The organism is Clostridium nitrophenolicum, from assembly GCF_055391695.1.
In genome coordinates this window covers 237,911-259,378 of sequence record NZ_AP042469.1, presented here as the reverse complement: position 1 = coordinate 259,378, position 21,468 = coordinate 237,911, and the positions used below count along the sequence as shown (strand labels likewise).

The 21,468-nt window shown below is 31.4% G+C and carries 15 protein-coding genes; all 15 read right to left on the bottom strand.

Annotation, left to right across the window (positions count from 1 at the left end; genetic code table 11):
• Positions 1 to 137 precede the first annotated feature (137 nt).
• On the bottom strand, positions 138 to 905 hold the full coding sequence (locus ACZ5N4_RS01200) for a tyrosine-protein phosphatase (protein ID WP_464206434.1): 768 nt from the start codon (positions 903 to 905) through the stop codon (positions 138 to 140).
• A gap of 76 nt (positions 906 to 981) precedes the next feature.
• A complete protein-coding gene (locus tag ACZ5N4_RS01195; RefSeq protein ID WP_464206432.1) occupies positions 982 to 2,139 on the bottom strand; it encodes an ABC transporter permease in 1,158 nt (385 codons plus the stop codon).
• 3 nt (positions 2,140 to 2,142) lie between these two features.
• Complete coding sequence (locus ACZ5N4_RS01190; RefSeq protein WP_464206430.1) at positions 2,143 to 2,841, bottom strand: ABC transporter ATP-binding protein; 699 nt, start codon at positions 2,839 to 2,841, stop codon at positions 2,143 to 2,145.
• A 123-nt stretch (positions 2,842 to 2,964) separates the two neighbouring features.
• Positions 2,965 to 3,600, bottom strand: a complete 636-nt coding sequence (locus tag ACZ5N4_RS01185; protein WP_464206428.1) for a hypothetical protein — start codon at positions 3,598 to 3,600, stop codon at positions 2,965 to 2,967.
• Between the two features lie 205 nt (positions 3,601 to 3,805).
• Positions 3,806 to 4,696, bottom strand: a complete 891-nt coding sequence (locus ACZ5N4_RS01180) for an SLAP domain-containing protein (protein ID WP_464206426.1) — start codon at positions 4,694 to 4,696, stop codon at positions 3,806 to 3,808.
• Positions 4,697 to 4,982: 286 nt separating this feature from the next.
• Positions 4,983 to 6,146 carry a TolC family protein gene (locus ACZ5N4_RS01175; protein ID WP_464206424.1) on the bottom strand — a complete coding sequence of 388 codons (1,164 nt, stop codon included), beginning with the start codon at positions 6,144 to 6,146 and terminating at the stop codon, positions 4,983 to 4,985.
• A gap of 62 nt (positions 6,147 to 6,208) precedes the next feature.
• Entirely contained in the window at positions 6,209 to 7,405 is a 1,197-nt protein-coding gene (locus ACZ5N4_RS01170) for a TolC family protein (protein WP_464206422.1), read from the bottom strand.
• A 145-nt stretch (positions 7,406 to 7,550) separates the two neighbouring features.
• Complete coding sequence (locus ACZ5N4_RS01165) at positions 7,551 to 8,762, bottom strand: ABC transporter permease (RefSeq protein WP_464206420.1); 1,212 nt, start codon at positions 8,760 to 8,762, stop codon at positions 7,551 to 7,553.
• Positions 8,762 to 9,469 (bottom strand): ABC transporter ATP-binding protein, encoded by a 708-nt coding sequence (locus tag ACZ5N4_RS01160; protein WP_464206416.1) that lies wholly within the window; start codon positions 9,467 to 9,469, stop codon positions 8,762 to 8,764. The genes ACZ5N4_RS01165 and ACZ5N4_RS01160 overlap by 1 nt, the downstream gene beginning before the upstream one ends.
• Positions 9,466 to 10,806: an efflux RND transporter periplasmic adaptor subunit gene (locus ACZ5N4_RS01155; protein ID WP_464206414.1), complete on the bottom strand. Its 1,341-nt coding sequence runs from the start codon at positions 10,804 to 10,806 to the stop codon at positions 9,466 to 9,468. Before ACZ5N4_RS01155 ends, ACZ5N4_RS01160 begins: the two co-directional genes overlap by 4 nt.
• 92 nt (positions 10,807 to 10,898) lie before the next feature.
• On the bottom strand, positions 10,899 to 11,366 hold the full coding sequence (locus ACZ5N4_RS01150; protein WP_464206412.1) for a MarR family winged helix-turn-helix transcriptional regulator: 468 nt from the start codon (positions 11,364 to 11,366) through the stop codon (positions 10,899 to 10,901).
• Positions 11,367 to 11,636: 270 nt separating this feature from the next.
• Positions 11,637 to 13,718, bottom strand: a complete 2,082-nt coding sequence (locus tag ACZ5N4_RS01145; protein WP_464206410.1) for a leucine-rich repeat domain-containing protein — start codon at positions 13,716 to 13,718, stop codon at positions 11,637 to 11,639.
• 13 nt (positions 13,719 to 13,731) lie between these two features.
• Positions 13,732 to 15,798 (bottom strand): leucine-rich repeat domain-containing protein, encoded by a 2,067-nt coding sequence (locus tag ACZ5N4_RS01140; protein ID WP_464206407.1) that lies wholly within the window; start codon positions 15,796 to 15,798, stop codon positions 13,732 to 13,734.
• 164 nt (positions 15,799 to 15,962) lie between these two features.
• Positions 15,963 to 18,785, bottom strand: coding sequence for a YhgE/Pip family protein (locus ACZ5N4_RS01135; RefSeq protein WP_464206405.1), 2,823 nt, complete (start codon positions 18,783 to 18,785; stop codon positions 15,963 to 15,965).
• A 230-nt stretch (positions 18,786 to 19,015) separates the two neighbouring features.
• A complete protein-coding gene (locus tag ACZ5N4_RS01130; protein WP_464206403.1) occupies positions 19,016 to 21,415 on the bottom strand; it encodes a cell wall-binding repeat-containing protein in 2,400 nt (799 codons plus the stop codon).
• Between the last annotated feature and the right edge of the window lie 53 nt (positions 21,416 to 21,468).

The following is a 21,468-nucleotide window of genomic DNA, read 5'->3' as shown; positions in this document are numbered from 1 at the left end:
ACACTCTTATATTATTATTTTCAAAAAATTCTTTATGTATTAATATAAATTTTACAAAAAAAATACATTTGAAAGTTCTTTAACTTCCAAATGTACTTCTACTTCCTTCGCCAATTATCTTAACTGTTTTTAATTCTCTATCTCTTGAAAAAACTAAATAATCCTTTTTTTTCTTTAATTTTTTCCGCTCTTGAATATATTTCAGAGTTATTTAAGAGCTTTTCAGCATTATCCATGACATTTTCATATAAAACATGATTTAAGCTTTCCACCTGTTCTAAAGTTTCTTTCATTTTTGGTGATCTCATGCCACTAGAATGAGCATCTGAGGCTATAAAATCACATACTCCATGCTGAATAAACATTTGAGAGATTTTTTGTATTCTCTTACCAAACATACCACTAATACTTCCTGAATTTATTTGAAAAAGACAACCTTCTGCTATGAATTCATTTATTCTAGAAGGTTGTTCTATTATATAATTATATCTTTCTGGATGAGCAATTATAGGAACTACTCCTTCTATTCTAAGCTCATATATAATATCCAAGGCATCCTTAGGCATTCTTTCCATTGAAAGTTCTATTAGCATATATCTTGTTTCACCTATTCCCTTTATAACTCCACCTTTGTAGAACTCTAATGTATGTTTGTCCAAAAATATCTCTTGTCCTGGAACTACATCTATATCTATTCCTTTTTCTTTGGCCTTAACGTTAATTTCCTTTACAAGCTTATACACATCTTCATAGATATTTTCATAGTAACCTGTATAAAAATGAGGAGTGGCTGCAATCTTCTTTGTACCATCCTTAACTGCAATTTGCAGCATTTCCATGGTTACGGCCATTTCCTTTGCTCCATCATCTATGCCCGGTAATATATGACTATGTAAATCTATCATATTTTATCACCTTTACTGTTCTACCTTTTTAGGTTTAATATTTTTTCTTTTTTATTAATTTATTTCTTATTCAATCCTAGTTTCCATTTTTTATTATCTCAACAGGGCTTAATCTATAAGTTTTTACAGCAGGTAAAAATGCAGCTAAGGTTGAGGCTGCTATATCAATTAAAGCAGAAACAATTATAAACTTATTATCTATAATAATATCTACTACAGGCTTTCCTTCCGCTGTTACTATATATGTATTAAAGCCTTTTATGTACATCATGGCAAGTTCTGCTCCTAACACAGTCCCTATAACCCCTAAAATAAAGGCCTGCATTAAAAATATAAATGCAGCAGAACCATCTCTTATTCCCATAGCCTTTAATATACCTATTTGCTTATACTTTTGGGTTACAGTTATACCAAGCACACTTACTATGCTTAGCACAGCCGCCAGAAGAACAAAAAACTGGATTATTACAGTACATATCTTTTGTCCTATTATTCCACTGAGTAAAAGTTTATTCTCATCTTTCCAATTTTGTACTTTTAAATCCTTATCATTAAGAGAGGCGCTAACCTTTTTCGATAGACTATCCGCTAAATATGGGTTTACAACGCCAATCTCTATAGAGGTAATCTTATCGCCAAAGCCTATTAAATCTTGGGCAGTTTTTAAATCTGTAAAGATCCAAAATCTATTTAGTCCTGCTGATTCCAAGTCATAAAAACCCACTATTGTAAGCTCAATATTCCTTTTATCTATTGTTACTATGTTAAGTTTATCTCCTAGTTTTAAATCAAGCCTTTCTTTAAGCTCTCTACCAATTAATGCTTGTCCGTTACTTTCTATCATTTTGCCTTCATAAATTTTACTTTTAATACCATATAACTTATTAAGATCCTCAGGTATAAATCCTCTTATTCTAGCAGGTTCTTTTATATCTGTGAGCTTTATAAAAGCTTGTTGTTCAGCTACGGGAGACACTACATCTATATCCTTGCTCACAGCTTTTATTTTGATCTTTTTACTTTGCCATTCTTCCATTCCTCCCTTGGCAAAATATACTGTTATATGTGGTGAGTTACCTATGAACTTGTTCAATAATGTAGTTTCAAGTCCTTTGCTTAGAAGTCCAATAAATATTTGGACGGATACCCCTATAGCTATTCCTAATATTATAATCATAGTTTGTGCCTTACTATCTTTTAGGAACCTCCATGCTATCTTTAGTGATGCAAACATTATCTATTTCCTTTCATTAGCATAATTTATGTCAGAAACCATACCATCCCTTATTTTTATTATTCTATCTGCTTCTTTAGCTATCCTATCATCATGAGTTATAATTATAAAAGTAGTTTTAAATCTTTTGTTTATCTCTCTAAATACATCGTATACAGCCTTAGCAGATTTGGAATCTAAATTCCCTGTTGGTTCGTCAGCCAATATAATTTTAGGTTCGTTCATAAGGGCTCTAGCAATTGCAACTCTTTGCTGTTGACCTCCTGATAGATCGCAAACTTTTTTATTCTTAAATTCAGATAATCCTACCAAATTCAGAAGTTCTTCACCCTTTTCACGAATTTTTTTCCCATAAAAAAATTTCTTTATTGTATGAGGCATAAGCACATTCTCTATGGCATTAAATTCCGGTAGCAGATAGTGAAATTGAAATATAAATCCTATTTTTCTATTCCTAAGAGAAGCTAATGCAGCTCTACTCATACCATCTATTCTTTTATTATCAATATATACTTGTCCACTAGTAGGCCTATCTAAAGTACCCATTATATTTAACAGAGTAGTTTTGCCACTACCTGAAGATCCTATTATAGAATTAAATGACCCTTCTTCAAAGGATAAATTTACATCATAAAGTACTTGAGTTTTAATGGATTTCCCGTATATCTTATTTATATTTTCTAATTCTATAATGCTTCCCATACTTCCCCCATAAGTTTAAAATTAAATATATGCTAAAATTTACTATTTATATTTTAACATATTAAAACTAAAACAAAAACAGCCTTTTGGCTGTATGTTGTTCGAATTTAACTAATCAATATATTAATGAATATACTTAAGTAACTCTTCTAAAAATTTCAACTTGCTATTATAGGTAGTATCAAATTTTTTAACTTCAAGAACAATCTTGCTATCTTTTACATAGACGTTATTTACTTTTAGTGGTATCACACTTGCATCTAAACATATATTAGAATCCTCCACAGAAATGCCTCCATGCAATAAACCACTAAGCTTATTTAAAACATACTCTCTTGGTATAGGCACCTTCCCAACATAAAGTTTTTCTGGGTTATACTTCACCTTATTATCCTTAAAGGTTAAAGTACCTTTTGATGAAAAAAGAAAATCTACTCCCTTATAACTAAAGGGAATGTAAAAATTTAATTCCTTGTCCGCTATTTCTCCGTGAACAGCTTTGATATTTAAATTCCCGTAGTTTTTCTTATCAATATAAATCTTTATTATCGAATTTAAGTCTTCATTGTTTAATTCTAATATTCCAGTACTTTGAGACTTTACCACATTGGCTATAAATTCTTGAGATAACTTTGCACTTGGAGCAGTATATTCTGAATTCCACGTTATGAGTTTAAAGAATACACCACAAGCAATAATTATCCCTAGAATTATAATCAGTAATACCCTCTTTGTCTTTTTATTTTCTCTCTTTCCCATTACACCCTCCTTAAGCAGACATCTAAAATCTCTATAAATATAGTATCATATAAATAAGGAATAAAAAAACAACCTATTTAAATATTTTCATTTAATATTTAAATAAATAAAGACTAATGACCGATATATGCATTCATTAGTTACTTATAATTTAAACTACAAAAAACATCCTGAAAAACTACTCTCAGGATGTCACTATACATTATTATTCTATATTTTCAGCAGCTGGCTTAGCTAACTCTTGCAGATTAAACTGAACCTTCCAATCATTTAAAGAAGTGTCTTCTTGTAATTGAACTCCAGTTGGGAAAGCAAAACTGCAAACTTTTGCCTTAAATGGGCTTACTGTAAAATTATCTAGCTCAAATAAATTAGATTTTACTACATTTCCTTCAGCATCTTTCACTGTTACTGGAACTTTTTCTATATTTACTGACTCATCTGCCCCATTTCTCATTACTACTGTTACAAGTATAGTTCCATCTTTTTGAATTCCTACACTGAAAGTAGAAATACTGAACTCTCCAGCTTTTAGTTGAGGTTGTTCAGATAAAAATTTATCAAAAACCACTCTGTCCTCTAATTCAGTTTTATCTGGTAAATTTTCATATTCTATAGTCACATTCTCTTCTATCTGTAACCTTGGACCAAAAGTAATACTCCAATCATCCATAGGAATTTTATCAACATATACATTATTTTTATCAAAATAAAGTTTAACTGGTCTTGCTGAATAAGCTGGTATTTCTCCTAACTCCTTCATGTTAAACATTTGACGAGCTAAAACCTCACCTTTGGAGTTAACAATTATAAAAGGTATATTTTCAAAGTTAACATTTTTAGATAAGCCGTTTCTTACAAAAACTTTAACTTCTATATTTTCTCCTTGATCATAGGCATACACTCCAGTAACATTTATATCGCCTTCTTTTATAGCCGGTAATTCTCCTATCTCTTCTTCTAAAACTTCTTTTTGCACTTCAGAAATTACTGCTTTATCTCTTTCTAAAAGCGAAAGTATTGTGGAAACTTCTGATCTACTATCAACTAATTTTTCAACATTATTCGACTCATTGGTTTGAATTTCCTTTTTCATGGTATACCTCCAAGTTTTAAATACTGACATATATTAACTACGTAAAATTATGTGTAATATAATATTAATTATATCAATGATATCTCCGATAAATATGTACACTTGTCCATTTATATAATTCTAAATAAATATATCATAACAGAGTTATAAAATCAAATTTAATTCCATACAAAGTTATTATATATTGGATTTATCTCAAATCTAAAGTAAAAACAAATTCAAAGTAAGAAGGCAGTCATAGTTTCTCGACATACAAAATGCCTAGATACTGAACTGCCCATAGTTATTACTCTACTAGTAAATTTTTAAAGCTCTCTGCAGTTACCATATAGTCGTTAACCGCTCTTTGATATTTATTTTTTTGTTGTTCAAAAGCAATCCTAGTATTTTCCCTTTCAATAGCATCTACCATTCCTGATTTGAACTTAATTTCTATAGTGTTAAAATTGTCTTCTGCAACGTCTAAATTTAGTTTTTCTGCTTGTACAATTTCATCCTTATTTTTCAAATCATAATATGATTGTAATATTTTTATTTGTGTAGAAATCTTATCATTAGCAAGTTTATCCTGGGCCTGGTTAATATTTATATCATAACCTCTTACAGTATTAGCAGCATTCATAGTATCGTAGGACATATATATTCCTTTTAAAGATTTGAGTAGAGATATACTATTTTCTTCCTTTTCCAAGTCGTGATTTTTATTTACAGCATTCTTTATTCTCAAATCTATGCCATTTTCATCAAATTTAACAAGCTCTTTATTTGCAGGTGATAGACTAATTTCCTTGTTTAAATCTATGTTAAGATATTGCTTGATTTTTAATTGTTCTGACTCCAAGCTCCCTTGAAGACTGTTTAGTTTAGATTGTAAATCACTTTTCTTTGCTTTAATAGTATCTAACTGTGTAGAGTCAATTAACCCAAGTTTTACCTTTGCATCTGTTCTTTCTATATCTTTATCCAAGTTAGCCATTGCTGCATGTATGCTTTCTATATCTTTCTCATCAGCCAACGCACCAAAGTATTGTTTTTGAAGGTCAACTTTAAGTGATTTTAGTTTGTCATCTCTATCCTGCTTCTCATTATTTAAATCATTTTCGCTCTTTTTCCAATTATATGAGGCCTGAATGTTATATCCTACACTGCTTTCATCATCACTATCAGGGCATATAGACTTTGACTTATCATAATCATATTGATTTTTTAGTATTTTTATCTTTGCATCGGATATTTTTATACTAGGGTTTACTTTTTCAATAACATTAAGACAATTATCTAAACTTAATGTTAAAGTATTTCCTACCTGTACTCCTACCTGCGGAAGCACCTGAATATTGCTTGTTTGATTAGCTTGATTACTTCCATTTGATGGTGCATCAGCAAAGCATACTGTTGATGTACCAAACATTATTGCTATACCTGTTACAAGAGTTATTATTTTTTTCATTGTTTTTCCTCCTTAATTTTTTATTTACCCGTTTCCATCTATATTTTTTGAATTCATGCTGCTTAGGAAGTTGCTGCTGTAATTCCTTTTCCACACTGGTATTCCATTTTTAATTGAGCTAACCATAAATCTCTTTCTAAACTTTTTAAAGTATTTTCTGCTTGCTTATAGGTTATCTCACTGGAGTTTAGATCTATTTTACTTATCATTCCTAAATTATATCTTATTAAAGACTCATCGTAGTTTTTCTTAGCTATATTAAAAGCTTTTTGTGAATATTCAATAGTCTTCGCCTTTTTAGTCAGCTCATTATAACTATCAGTTATTTCCTGTTGAACATTTAACTTTAACATGTCTAGATTATTTTGAGCTTCATCTATGTCGTATTTAGCACTTTGATTGTTTTTTTCACTTTCATTAGGATACTCTTTATTAGCCAGTTCGTATGCAGCTTTTTTTAGATTTAAGTTTCCTTCAGTATTTACAATCTCCACTCTATTTTTAAATGCATCAATTAAATATTCATCTAGTGTTTTAATTTTAGGTGTATCTAAAATTATATCCTTTGGAAAACTATCATAGGTTTTATATATATCCTCGCCTATAACTTGATTCATAGTCATCTGTGATGTTTCCATATTTCTCTGAAATTTAGTTAACACAGGCTTTTCACTTACATAACTTGCCTCACTCTTTTTCGCATCAATTTTAGATATACTTCCAAGCTCCATTTGAAGCTGTGCCTTTTTATAAGTAGCTAATAAGTTATCTACTTTGTTTTGTTCAAGGTCCATTGAATCTTTTAAATTCATAAGGATGCTATATTGGCTATATATATTCAATTTAAGAGTATTCTCTGCAACTTCTTTGTTATTTGTAGCCACTGTCAGCTGATATTTAGCTTCTAACGGTCCTAATTCCTTAGTTTTTGTAAGCTCATATCTTTGATCATCATTTAAAGGCACAAACCTCTCTAATGATTTTTTTTCATCTTCAGTTTTATTCTCTTTACCTTTAAGATCCATCATACTATCATTTATTGCTAGTGTTTCACTTGCCTTATCAGCAGCATCTTGAGCTTTATCAACTCCATTCTGAGCACTTTCTACACTATAGTTTTGCATCTTAATACTATAAGAATTTTTAAGAGCTGAATTTATAGCTGCGTCTACATCAAAAACATTTCCCTGCGCAAAAGCTGCGCTGCTAGAAGAAACTACCATCAATACTGCCATTACTAAAACCTTAATTTTTTTCACACTACTTCCTCCTCTCATTTATCCAGGGACAGTTCACAATTTTTAACCTAATTACTAAATTAGATTAAAAATTGTGAACTGTCCCTAACTTGTACACTACTTAGATTAAACAACGATGAAAAATTGCGAACTGTCCCCAACTTAACTATTCATATCTTAATGCTTCAATAGGATCAAGTTTCGCTGCCTTACTTGCAGGATATAATCCAAAGAAAATACCAACTGCTGACGAGAACCCAAAGGCTATCAATATTACTCTAATTGACACCGGAATATCTACATGCATAAAGGAGCTAGCAACCTTACCTAAGGATATACCAATTATAGTTCCGATAGTTCCTCCTATTAAACATAATATTACAGACTCCATTAAAAACTGTATCTTAATATCCTTTGTCTTTGCTCCTATGGCTTTCCTTATACCTATTTCTCTAGTTCTTTCTGTAACAGATACAAGCATTATATTCATAACTCCTATGCCACCAACTAATAGTGATATAGCCGCTATAGCTCCAAGTCCTAAGGTTAACATATTTAACACTTTGTTTATAGTATCTAATTCTTTAAAACCTTGCTCAGCAGAATATTTACCTTTATTTTGGTGTTTATTTTCAATAATTCTTATCATTTTAGCACTTATTTGGTCGGCATTCTTCATATCTGAAAGTGTTACTGCCATCCTGCTTATATCAGTATACTTAAATATTTTATCCCCTATACTTATAGGAAGCACCATAAAGCCAGGTGCATTATCTCCAGAAGGTCCACCAAGAGATGCATTTGTATCTTGGAATACCCCTATGATATTTACATTGATAGTTTTATCCCCCATACTCAATTTAGCTCTTTTCCCTACCACATCAGTATCTCCAAAAAGTTTTACAGCAGTTTTATCATCTATTGCAGCCACATTTTTTACTGCATTTATATCTGTTTCATTTAAATATCTTCCTTTTATAATTTTTATGCTGTAAAGCTTCATTGAGTCAGCAGTTGTACCAACAACGCTCATACGCTTTGATTTATTATTCTCCGTTTTTAAATTACCAGAACCACCAATATCAGCTACGACAGAGGTAACTTCAGGTATTTTTTCTTTTAGAAGTTGTATATCATCTAAGGTATAATAATCTCTCTTTTCTATATCATCAGTAGTAGAATTCATCTTAAGATTAACTAAATTTGTTCCAATACTCTCAAACTGACCTGTAATATATTGTTTTGCTCCATCACCTATAGATACTATTGTAATTACTGAAGATATTCCTATGATTATACCAAGCATAGTTAAGAAGGATCTCAGTTTATTAGATCTTACACTCTGCAGTGCAGATTGAAAACTTTCTGCTACGTTCATTAGCTATCCCCCCTGACTATGGTTCTGTTATCTACTTGATTATCTGAAATTATATTTCCATCTCTGAACATAATAGCCCTCTTAGTATGCTGAGCTATATCTGGCTCGTGGGTAACCATAACTATAGTTACTCCTTCATCATTAAGCTCCTGAAATATACCCATTATTTCTTCGCTTGATGTGCTATCTAAATTTCCTGTAGGCTCATCCGCAAGTATTATTGCTGGATCATTTACAAGAGACCTTGCTATAGCTACTCTTTGCTTCTGACCTCCAGATAACTCATTTGGTTTATGGTGAACTCTATCAGCGAGTCCTACTCTGCCTAAAGCTATTTTAGCCCTTCTTTCTCTCTCTGGCTTCGGCACTCCTGCATACATCATTGGTAATTCAACATTAGCCAAAGCGGTAAGCTTTGGCAGAAGATTGAATGCCTGGAATACAAAGCCTATCTTTTTGTTTCTTATTGCTGCAATGCTGTTGTCATCAAGAGATGATATATCAACACTGTCTAAATAATACTTGCCATCAGTAAGCTTGTCTAAACAACCTAGTACATTCATTAATGTAGATTTACCTGAACCAGAAGCACCCATTATAGCTACGTATTCTTTTTCCTCTATTTCAAGATTAACACCTTTTAAGGCTTTTAACTGGATTGCACCAGTATCGTACACTTTAACGAGATTTTCAAGCTTAATTATCACTTTTTAGTCCCCCCATTTTTGTTTGCTGCTTCTGCAACTACATCACCTTCATGAATAGTCTCAGGAGGGTTTACAATATATTTATCTCCGTCTTTAAGTCCATCTATAATCTCTACATCATAATCTGTCTCAAGACCAGCTTTTATGTATTTTTTCTCAACTTTGTTGCTGCTGTTCACTAAATAAACATATTTTTTGCCTGTAGATTTTTCTTCTTTAATACCGTCAAAGCCTATTGCAAGTGCATTATCCTTCTGGCTTATTATTATTTCTGAATCTGCTTCATATCCAGCTTTTACATTTTCATCAGGATTGTCCATAGTTACTTTAATATTAACCTTATAATCTTGATCTGTGCCATTAGTCTTTGTTTGTGCTATTTCTCCTATATCGGTTACTTGACCAGTATATTTTTTATCTGAACCTTTTACTTTTATATCTGCCTTTTGCCCTTTAGCAACCTTTACCGAATCATACTGTGTCATATCAAGAGATACTCTAAATGATGAATTATCATCTACTATAACCATGTCTCCAGCTTTAGGAAACTGGTTTTCTTTTGCATCCATTCTTATTACTATTCCATCGGTATTTGCTTTTAGTTTGCTATCTTCTATCTTTTTAGTCAAATTATCTATATCCGCCTGTGCTAAAGCAACTTGAGTTTTTTGAGCAGTTACTTTGTCCCCACTAGATGAATTGACATTGTTAAATGCGGTTTGTGAACTTGTTAATCCAGATTGAGCTGCTTTAACAGCATTAGCTGCATCCTCAAAAGCTTTTTTAGAAGTATCAAAATCATTTTGTGATATGTATCCTTGTTTGAATAGATCTTGACTTTGTTGATATTTTTTATTTAAATCCTCATAATTTCTCTGTGCATTTTCCAAAGTTATCTGTGCTTGTGATAGCCCATTTTGAGCGTTACTTCTTTCTGACTCTAATCCTGTTTTAGTCAATTGGTTTAATGTAGCTTGTGCATTAGCTAAACTTAGTTTTGCCTTTTCAAGCTGACTTTCATAGTCAGAAGTATCTAGCTCTACTAATACATCTCCCTTTTTCACCTGTTGGCCTTCAGTTACTAAAGCCTTCACAACCTTCTGTGCAGGATTTAATGCTATATCATTTCTATATTTTGCTTCTACATTTCCAGTTGCAGATACAGATTGTAGGACTTTCTTCTTTGTAACCTTAGCCATAGTTACCTGTTTAACCTTGGCTTTCTGTGCCTTAGCATATGATGATACTCCTATACCAACAATAGCTAGTGCAACAACACTTATAATAATTATTTTTTTATTAAACTTAATTTTACTTAATTTTGCTTTTAATCCCATACTCTTTCCCCTTCTACCAAACTTATATTTCTTATAAGGTAGCTAACTACCATTAATTTTTCGCTTGTAAAAGCGAAGAAATTCTAAACTATTTATGCAAGTCTTCCTTTAGCATCCTCCCCCTCTATTACCCTTGATAAAATCTTTAATCCATTTAGAATATCATCCAGTTCATTACTATTAGCATAGTTCAAAAGTTTACTAAAGCTTTTTATATGTGCATCCTTTATCTCTTTTTCCTGTTGCAGCGCTTGGTCAGTTAAACATATAATAACTTTTCTTCTATCAGCGCTATCCCGAACTCTATCTACAAGACCTTCTTTCACAAGCTTATCCACTAATACAGATGCAGTACTATTGGGGAGCCCTAGATTTTCGCTAATTTCAGTTAAAGTTTTCTTAGGTTCTTCCTTTAATAGATGTAATATCATATAGGAAGATATATTTAACCCTTTGCAATTAACGCTACCGCTTGCTTTTTTCTTTAGCAGCTTAAGGATTTTCATTAATTCATGGGCAATCTCATATATTTCCTTGTCACTCATTACATTTCCTTTCATAGAAAAATAGTTCAATTATGAAACAATTTTATCATAAGTTCAAATATATTTCTACATTTACAATTATAATTTGAATTCCTAAATTTTTCATAAATTAATTCTTAAGATTTTATTAACACAAGCTTAATTTCTAAAAATAGAGGATAGCTTGAAATTAAGTAAGGGACAGTTCACAATTTTTCATCAATCCTTAATCAAGGATTGATGAAAAATTGTGAACTGTCCCCAGCATGTCTAAAGATGAAAATTTGCGAACTGTCCCTAGCTTGTTTACTTGGTTACTGTAACTGAAGATGGAAGTGAATTTATTTGTTCATCTGAAACCTTATCATTTGTTATCATTAAATCTTTAAGTTTAGGTAATCCAGCAACAGGACTTATATTAGTTACATAGTTATCACTAGCATCTAAAGTCTCAAGTTTACTTAAGCCTCCTGCAGGTGATAAGTCTGAAACCATATTTTTGCCAAAGGATAGTGTCTGAAGGTCCTTCATTCCACTAACTACTCCTATGTCAGTTAAATTATTTTTATCTACATATAATCTAACTAAGTCTTTCATATCAGCAAGAGATTGAATAGTTCCAATGTTGTTCTCATTTAAGTATAAATTCTTCATAGAAGTTAACTTACTCAAACTACCTAAATCACTTACATTGTTAGTTCTTAAACTAAGAGTTTCTATATCTTTTAAATTTCCAAGAGCACTTAAATCTGATATGTGATTTTTATCTAAACGTACTTCTTTTAATTTAGTTGAACCTTCTATACCAGAAAGAGTTGTTAAATTATTTTCACTAGCTGAAATCCACTTAAGTTCTTTTAAATCCTTTAATGCTTCTAGACTACTTATACCATTCTTATTTACATATATTCTTTCAAGCTCTGTAAGTCCTGCTACTGAACTTAAATCAGTTATGCTGTTTTCATTAATATTTAAAGTAGTAAGGTTATTTAGCGCTTTAACTTCATCAATTTTAGCAAGATGATTTTTGTTTACGTCAAGTGATTCCAAATTAACTAAATTCTCAATTCCTGCTAAGGATGATATATTAGCTTCACCAAAGGATAAATTCTTTAAATTAACTAAATCCTTAAGTGGAGTTAAATCTGATATACTTGTATTGTTCGCTACAATACTAGTTAAGTTGCTTAACCCTTTAACCGCTTCTAAACTGCTCACATCGGTTTTAGTAATATATAGATTTTCTAAACTTACTAAATCCTTTATACAGCTTAAATCTGAAATACTATTTTTGCCTATATTTAAAACCTTTAAATCTGTTAAATTCTCAATACCAGATAAATCTGATATTCCCTTATTCCATAAGTTGAGTTCTGTTACCCTTTCTAATTCCCCTTTTCTTATATCCCCAGTAGGTTTTTCTATCTTGTCTCTAACTTCTTTTTCAAGATTTTTATCTTTAAAGGTTACTATAACATTAGGGTCCTCAATCAAATCATTTAATTGAGTTAAATCAAATACCTCTTTGTTTCTATATCTTACCCATTGAAGTGATGCAAATTTTTTAAGTTCTTTTAAATCATCTATTTTGTCTTTATCTAAATTTAATTTCTTAAGCTTTTTTAAATCCTTTAATGTTCCTATCTCATTTATAGGATTTTCATCTAAATATAACACTGTTAGATTCTTCAAATTAGAAATATCTTCTACATCATCTATTTTATTTTTGCTTAATATTAGAGTATCAACACTTGTTATATCCTTGAGCTTTTCAGTATCCTCTACGTTGTTATCTGCTAAGTTTAAGGTCTTTAACTTTTTTAAATCCTTTAAATACTTAGGGTTATCTATTTCATTTTTGCTTAAATCTAGTTCAACTAATGATTTAAGCTTTCCTAATGCCTCTACATTTTTTATTTTGTTATCTTTTAGGTTTAGCTTTTCAACTTTTGTTAATTTCTCTAGTGGCTTTAAATCAGATATTTTATTCTTGCTCAAGTTAACCTTAGCTAGATTAGTTAAATTTTTAAGTGGAGTTAAGTCTTCTATTTCATTATTGCTTAGGTCTAAAACTTGTAGGTTTTCCATAAACTCTAATCCGGAAATATTGCTTATCTTCTTATTCCTCAAGTCTAATTTAGTTATTCCATATAAATCATCCTTGGTTATCTTTCCTTCCAGTTTGTTAATCATCTCTCTTACAGCTTTGTCTAAGTTTTTATCTGCAAATTTTATATCTGTTGTATCCTGTATGTTTGCTGCAAAAACCTTATTGAACATTGTGTTTGTATCCTGATATTGTACTGGTCCTGCCATAACAGAAGTAGTATAAACACAAGCAACTATTCCCGCTAAACACAGTGAAATCTTTATTCTATTCTTATTCATAGCCTTCCCCCCATTACTCTGTTACATCTATTTCCTTTGGAAGTGAATTGATTATATATTTAGGTACATCTGTATCAGTAAGAACTAAGTTCTTTAAAGCTGTTAAGCTGCTAACTACACTTATATCTGAAACCTTATTGTCACCGATATCTAATGTATCAAGTCTCTCCAATCCATTAAGAGCAGATATATTTGTAATATTATTCTTACTTATAGATAGAGTTTGTAAGTCTTTCATATTAGATATCGCATTAATGTCACTTATATTATTCTTATCTAAGTACAATCTAACTATATCTCTCGCTTCTCTAAGTGGTGTTATATTAGTTATTTTATTTTCATAGAGATACAGATTTTTAAGTGAAGTCAATCCACTTAATGCAGTAATATCATTTATATTATTTCTCATAAGGCTTAATGTCTCTACATCTGTTAGCCTTTTAATAGAAGTGATATCATTTATCTTATTATAATCTGCATGTATTTCCTTTAGCTTAACTAAATTATCTATACCTTCAAGGCTTGTCAGTTTATTCTCATCTGCTGTAAGCCAAACAAGCTCAGCGGCATTTTTTAGAGGTTTTAGTGAATCTACTTTATTTTTATTTATAGACAATCTTTCTAAGTCATTCATATTTTTCACAGAGCTTATATCTGAAATACCATTTTCATTTAAGCTTAAAGTCTTAATGCTTGTTAAATTCTTTAACCAATTGATATCCTTTATATGATTTTTACTTAAATCTAATGTTTCTAAGCTAGTCAAATCTGATATAGGCTCTATATCTACAATATTGTTATCATCTAAAGTTAAGCTCTCTAAATTAGTTAAGTATTTTAAAGCTGATATATCTGAAAGCTTAGAGCTTGAAACCTGAAGCACTTTCAAATTTGTAAGTTCCTCTAAATCCTCTAAATTTTCCACTTTAGCTTTTAATATATATAAATTTTCAAGGTTACTTAACCCTCTTATAGGACTTAAATCCTCTATGCTATTTCTACCTAAATTTAAAGATTTAAGGGATGTCAAGCTCTCTATTCCAGAGAGGTCTTTTATATTTTTCCCAAACAGATTTAAATCCTCAATAAACTCTACATCATACTTTTTTAAATCTCCAGAAGGTTTCTCTATACTTTTTCTGATTTCCTTCTCTAAATTTTTATCCTTAAAAATAACTACTGTGTTGGCATCATCTATAATGTATTTTACTTTATCAAAATCAGTTATTTCTTGACCTCTATACTTTAACCAAACTAAATCCGGAAAGTTATCTGTATTAAAATCTTTTATGTTATCAATTTTATCCTTATCCAGTGATATACGCTGCAAATCTCTCAAACTTAAAAGTGGACTTCCATCACTAAAAGGATTTTGGTCTAGTGCTATCTTAGTTAAATTCGCCAAATCTTTTAAAGGACTTATATCTTTTATCTTATTTTTACTTAAATACAAACTTTGGAGACTTTGAAGCTTAGATAAACCAGACACATCACTTATCTTGTTTTCTCCAAGCATAAGAACCTTTAAAGTATGCATAACTTCTAAATCTTTAACATCCTCTATTTCATTTTTTGTTAAATTTAGCTCAGACAACTGAGTCAGCTTTGATACTGGCTCCAAATCACTTATCTTATTATCCATTAAATCTATTTTTTGAAGATTATATAAGCCTTCAAGAGGAGTTAAATCCTTTATCTTATTGCCATACAAATATAACTTTTGTAAATTGGTTAAGGCTTTAAGTGGCTCTAAACTTTCTATCTTATTAATACTTGCATCTAAGGTTTCTAAATCCTTTAAATTTTCTATCCCCTTAAGGCTCTTTATATTTTTATTTCTTATACTTAATTCCTTCACATCTATTAAATCATTTTTAGTTATTGGACCACTTATCTTATTTATTTTATCTCTTACTGCATCTTCTAAATTTTTGTCTTCAAATTCTATTTCCTCTGTATTATTATCTGTAGCTGCAGCATACACTGCCTTTTGAGCATATACAGTCTTTCCTGTAAAACCAGCATTAAAAGATAATATACTAACTGCCGCTAATATTACTGATATCCTTTTCTTGTTCATGTTACTTTCACCCCACTTCTTTATATTGCGGGCTCCAAATATAAACGCTTACCTAAAGCCCTTTATATATAGATATCCAACTTTGACAATTGACTTAACTAAGGTATTCATAGGGGTACCGCTAATAAGTCAAACACTCAGGTTGAATATCTATACCTTAAAGATTATTTCGCCTCCATCAGTTCTTCTACATCTTTTACATTTATACCTAATCCATTTTCCTGAAGCTTAGCCTTAAGATTGTCTGAATGACGCTTTAAAAGCACTGATGATGCTAAGAAGAAAATCATATATCCAAATAAAATAGCCACATCCTTAGCTAATACTGCATGATTGATACCAGAGTCTATTTCTCTTAGTGCAGATATAGAATAAGTAAATGGTAAAAATGGCCCTATTGTTTTAAAGAACTTTGGTAAAAGCTCTCCAGGGAAAGTACCATTTGAAGCCGTCAATTGTAATACTAGTACAATAACTGCAATAAGTCTTCCTACATCTCCAAGCAAGAATATAAGATTTTGGATTATAGCTATAAAGACAAAGGACAAGAATATGTTAAACAAATAAAATACTAGAACATTTGAAGGTCTAAGTCCTAACCTCATAACTGCAAAACTTATAAGTATCGCTTGAAGTATTCCAACAGATACATAAGATAAATACTTACCTAAAACTACTGATACTGGTCCAACTTTAACATCAGTATGAACTTTTTCTGTAATTACGAAGAACATCATAAGTGCCCCTACCCATAAAGCCAGCGATATAAAGTATGGTGATAATCCTTCTCCATATTTTTCAACTTCATATAGTGGCTTATCTTTTAAATTAATTGGGTCAGACATAAAAGTTCCCATAGCCTTACTGCTTTGAATTAGATTGTCCGAAAGCTCCTCAGCTCCTTCCCTTAGCTTGTCATTTAGCTGAGCAATTCCTTCATAAAGTTTATTAGCACCATCTTCTAAATCCGGCATTTTATCTTTAAGAGTTTTTATTCCGTCTCTAAGCTTTGTCGAACCGTCCCACATCTTTAACAAACCATCTGACAAGTCTGTAGAGCCATCGTTCAGCTCCTGTACTCCCTGCTGAAGATCCGGAACTTTTTGATTTAATTCTCCAAGCTTTTCTGTTAATGTCTTGGAGCCTTCGTGAATCTTAAATAATCCATCGGATAAATCTCTGGTTCCATCAGATAATGTACTTACACCATTAGTTAAATCAGGAACTGTCCCTTTGAATTTACTTACTCCATCTCTCAAGTTTTGAGAACCATTATATAGTGAATCTGTTCCGCTTTGAAGATCTGTACTTTTATCATAAAGTTCATTTAAGCCATCATATAGCTTATCTAATCCACTTCCAAAGTCTGTTTCTGTTTTCTTCTTTATTTTTGAGGCTCCATCCTTCATCAAACTTGATCCATTTAAAACCTTTAATCCATTTTGAGCAGTTTCTGTACCTAAGGTGTTATAAATACCATCAACTCCACCTTTTATTGTATCAACGCCAGCTTTCTGCTGAGTATATTGCTGTAATTGCTGCTGTAATGCTGCTTTTTTTGCCTCATCTGTTTCTGCCGCAATGGCAGCCTGTAATTGTGAAATACCAGCTCCTAGTTTTGTAGATAAATCTCCCAAATTACTGCTAGCTTTTTGAATATCCGTAGTTTTTATACTTGCAATTTGTCCTGCACTATCACCTATTCTTTTATCTGGACTTGGATCATTTTCATCTTTTGGCTCTACTCCATTTTTTAAATCATTAGCAGCACTAGATAAATTACCCAACCCATTTGCTAAATTTTTTATAGTACTTATATCTTCAGGTGGCATTTTACCATTTAAAGCATCTGCTCCCTTTGATAATGCGTCCATCTGTTCTTTAGTAGGTAACCCTCCACTTAGGCCATTTAAAACCTGCCCTTGCATCTGAGCGGCACCACCTTGCAGTTGACCTATACTATCAGCTAAAGTCTTAGAGCCATCATAAAGTTTCTTTGCACCATCTCTAAGATCTCCAACACCCTCTACCATCTTAGGCATATTATCATGGACTTCATGTAATCCATCTTGCATACTAGTTGATCCATCATAAAGTTTGTTTACACCATCAGTCATATCCGGCATTTTATCATTAAGAGAAGTAACTCCATCTCTTAGCTTTTTGCTACCATCTAGGGCATCTCCTACTTTATCCGTTAAATTAGAAGATCCTTTAAGCAATCTACTTACACCATCTACCAAGTCAGGCATTTTACTGTTTAAGGTTCCAATACCATCTCTCAATTTATTGCTTCCATCAGAAGCATCCTTCATTTTATCAGATAAGGAAGAGGATCCATCATAAAGTTTATCCATTCCATCTTTCATAGCAGGAACTTTATCCTTAAGATCAGTTACCCCATCTCTAACCTGTGCAGTTCCATCGGTAGCTGCTTCCATACCATCTCTTAATTCATATAGATTATCAAAAACCTTTAAAGTAAAGTTATCCACCATACTTTTAGTAACATCTTGCTTGAGAGCATTAGCAACCTTATCACTTATTAAACCAACAACATAATTTTTCTTTTTATTAGCTACAAATATTATTTGAGGCTTATCTAATTTACCTTTATCTACATCAGCCATTCTTTGAGTAAAATCTTTAGGGATAACCATCATTGAATAATACTTATCACCTTCAAGTCCCTCTTCTGCTTCTTTTTGGGTTTTTACAAATTTCCAATCTAGATCATCGTTATCGTTTAGCTTGTCTACTATATCATTACCATAATTAACTTTTTCTTCATCCATTACTCCACCTTGGTCTAGGTTGACAACTGCAACAGGTAGATTTTCTGTTTTTCCATAAGGGTCCCAAAAAGCAGCTAAGTAAAGTCCTCCATATATGAGAGGTATCATAATTATAGCTACAACAGAAGCTCTAATGAATCTGTTCTGAAATATGTTACATATATCACTCCATAATACCTTTAAAAAATTCATTCTATCTCCTCTCTCCTATATTTAAGTATATAATTTTTAATACTGACTGGTCAGTTTTATTAAACAACTTTTTCATATTTATGTCAACATAGTTTAAAGATTTTATTGGACATTTTATCACCAAATTCCTTGATTAACTTATTTATGTAAAACATTTTTAAAGAAATTTAGCACTTACTTTCAAATACATTTATTAAACACAAAAAAACAGGAGCTTTTTACTCCTGCTTTCATTTAGATATATTAGCCGTTGTTGTTGTAAATGGTACATCTTCATGAGCTCGCCTAACACCTATGACAATTTTTCCAGTAGTCTTACCTCTTGCTAATTTTGCTGAAATAGTTCCATCGGCATTCACTACAGCATAGACCACATCACTGCTACTAGGGGCTGTCACTATATATCCTAACAGTATATCTGCTGATGGATTATATGCCGGTTCTCCACTTCTTATATTTTTAATAGCACCTGGTATACCATCTTCATATCTAATAAATATAGCTCCATTGTTTGCTATTCTGACAATACCATCTCCGTTTAAATTATTAATTTTGATATTTTCTTCTTTAACTATATCTCTTAAACTAATATTTACTACATTGGTAATTTTAGATTGGAGAGATGGTTTTCCCTCTATATTACTTTGAAAAGTAACAGCGGTAATAGTTGGTGATGTATCTTCAACTTTTATATTGATATTACTTAAAATTTGTCCTTCAGTTTTACTTACAGGGTCATAGGCCCTGGCAATTATATTTGATTTTCCTGTATGAGGAACGGTTATTATATTTCTATTATTTTCTACTCTATTGCTAGGTATAATTGTTGATGTAAATGCTCCTGTAAATCCTTCATTAATTACTCCATAGGCGGTAGTTACTATAATACTTCCCTCTGGATTTATGTCAATTGGTATAAGCGATTTATCAGTAGCCTTTGAATCATCGAATATTTTATTATTTATATTCTGTGTAATATAAAACTTATACTTTCCAAAATCCTCACTGTTACTAGTTACCGTGCCAAGAGAAACTCCATCTGCAGAATATTTATTTAGAGTAAGCCTAACATACCTATCACTTTTTTCCTTTGCTCCCTGTGGATTTAAGTCTAATGTTAAATTTTCTGATTCTCCATCCTTTGCAGCTTCAAGTTTAGTACTGCTAACTACTACTGACGGAGTAACTGTAAGCGGAATACTTAAAAGGGTTGCTCCTCTATTGTTAACTATATTTAATACTCCTTCTCCTGTATTTGGAGTATTAGCATTATTTATAACTTCAATTATAGCTTTACCATCAATGTTAGGCTGAGCTACTACTCTTTCATAGGCTATACGCTCTCCATTCTGATTTTTTACATATCTAACTGCATACTCTGTATCCTTTGTGGTTTCTGTATTAGTCACTGTAGAATTAGATACCGTAGGAACTATAACAGTACCTTGTATGTCATCTCCGTATTGATCTAAAGACCTTATATAGACCATAATATTAGCATTTTTCCCTAGTCTAATTGAAGAAACACTAGCAGAAACACTACTAACTATTCTACTTTCTCTTACTACAACCATAGGAATATCTTTATGTGTATCTCCAGATTTAATTGTAAGATTAAAATTTCCACTACTATTAGCAGTTATAATACCGCTATTCTCATCTACTGTTGCAACAAATGGATTTGAACTATAGAACTTAAGATTCTTTACTATTACTTTAGTTTCACCATTTATTAAAGCCCCTTTAACCTCACTAACAGAAGCTTTCTCCCCTTCAACTAGTTTTCCACTTGTAACCTTTGTAGATAGGTTACTTGATGTAGTTGCAGCTGTCCTATCACCACTATTAATTGGAACATATCCTCCTGTAGTGTCCCTTCTGAGAAATCTTATTGTATAATCTGTTATGAGAGCCGCAGTAGTATTTCTATCAATAATATCAACTCTAGTTAAATCAGAAGATGCTACTAGAGCTCCACCTTTATAAACTTGAACTTGATATTTAAAATTATCCTTTAAAACAGTGCTAGTATTTGCAGTACTTCCATAATAAAAATATGTTAAAGCAGTATTATCTAATATACCATTTTTGCTTGTTTGAGATTTATCCGTACTTGTATCATAGCTAAATACTGGGCTGTCAGTGACAAAAGTAAGACTATAGCCAGCGCTGACTATACTTTCTATTGGGACGTACTTCCCGCCGTTAACAGTAAACCTTAAAGCTTGATTACTAGTTCTTATGTCGACAACTTGATTAATTACAGTTTCTACAGAAGTTATTTCTTCATTAAATGCCACCGTAGAAATTGCAGACTTTATACGATTAAAGGTTGCATCTGAAACAACTCCAGTTCCACCTATGACACTTACATTAGTGTTATTACTTTTATTATCTTTAATATAACTAATGGCATTTGAAGTATCTGGTGAGCCTTCAGTGTCTAAAAGTATAAGTGGAGAATTATATTTTCCCGCTAAAGCAGAGGCAACTAAGGAGTCTGGAAAACCTTCGCCCGATGCATTGGCAACATACATCCTATCTGTTTTAATAATACCTTTAAAAGCCGTTGCATAAAACTTATAAAAAGTTATAAATATATAAATTTTATTTTGATTATAGTTACCCAATAATCTTCCCTATTCGCTGATCATTTTTATGGCATTACCTGCGAACCCTATTT